The sequence below is a fragment of the Actinoplanes sp. ATCC 53533 genome (genome assembly GCF_003947245.1).
In genome coordinates this window covers 1-902 of sequence record NZ_QHHV01000556.1, presented here as the reverse complement: position 1 = coordinate 902, position 902 = coordinate 1, and the positions used below count along the sequence as shown (strand labels likewise).

At 65.2% G+C, this 902-nt stretch carries 1 protein-coding gene; it reads left to right on the top strand.

All coding sequences use genetic code 11. The annotated features are described in order from the left end of the window. Positions 1–756, top strand: a 756-nt coding sequence (locus DMB66_RS59995; protein WP_148112982.1) for an LCP family protein, incomplete at its 5' end; no start/stop codon positions are given. Positions 757–902: the final 146 nt, after the last annotated feature.

The following is a 902-nucleotide window of genomic DNA, read 5'->3' as shown; positions in this document are numbered from 1 at the left end:
TTCCGCGGCGGCACGGCGAAGATCAACGCGGCGATGTCGTACGGCAGCTCGGTCGGCAACGGCAAGCACGATGTGGCGCAGGGCTTCGACCTGCTCGCCAAGACGGTCGGCAAGCTGACGGGCATCAAGAAGTTCGACGCCGGCGCGATCATCAACTTCAACGGCTTCCGGAAGATCGTCGACGCGATGGGCGGCGTCACGATGACGATCGACCAGAACGTGAAGTCGGAGCACCTGACGCCGGAGGGCAAGCCGCGGCCGCGCAAGGCCGAGTGCCCGACGAGCAGCAACTGCGCCCACCCGTACACCGGGCCGCAGAAGCAGTACAAGAAGGGCAAATACCACCTGGAGGGGTGGGAGGCGCTGGACTACGTCCGGCAGCGCTACGGCCTGCCCCGCAGCGACTATGACCGCCAGCGGCACCAGCAGCAGTTCATCAAGGCGATGACCTCGCAGGCGCTGAGCAAGAACGTGGTGACCAACCCGGTCAAGCTCGACAAGGTGCTGAAGGCGGCCGGCGACACGCTGATCTTCGACGGCAACGGCCACACGGTCGTCGACTGGGGCCTGGCCCTCAAGGGCCTGCGCTCCGACGACATGACGCTGGTCAAGCTGCCCGGCAGGAGCCTCATCACGAACGGCGACTATCTCGGCGAGGAGCTCGAGCCCGGCGCCGAGGACTTCTTCGCATCCGTGCAGAACGACACGGTCTCGACATTCCTCGTCGAGCACCCGGACTTCCTCCAGAAACTCTGACCCGCCGGCAGTGGTGGTCGCCACCCCAGGCACCGGCATGTCACCCAGCCGTTTAGACTTCACGTCAATCGGTTCCGCAGGCTTTACTGAGCCGACCCGCGGGAAAACCGAGGCAACTTCGAAGGAGAGACAGCGTGGCCAAGCAG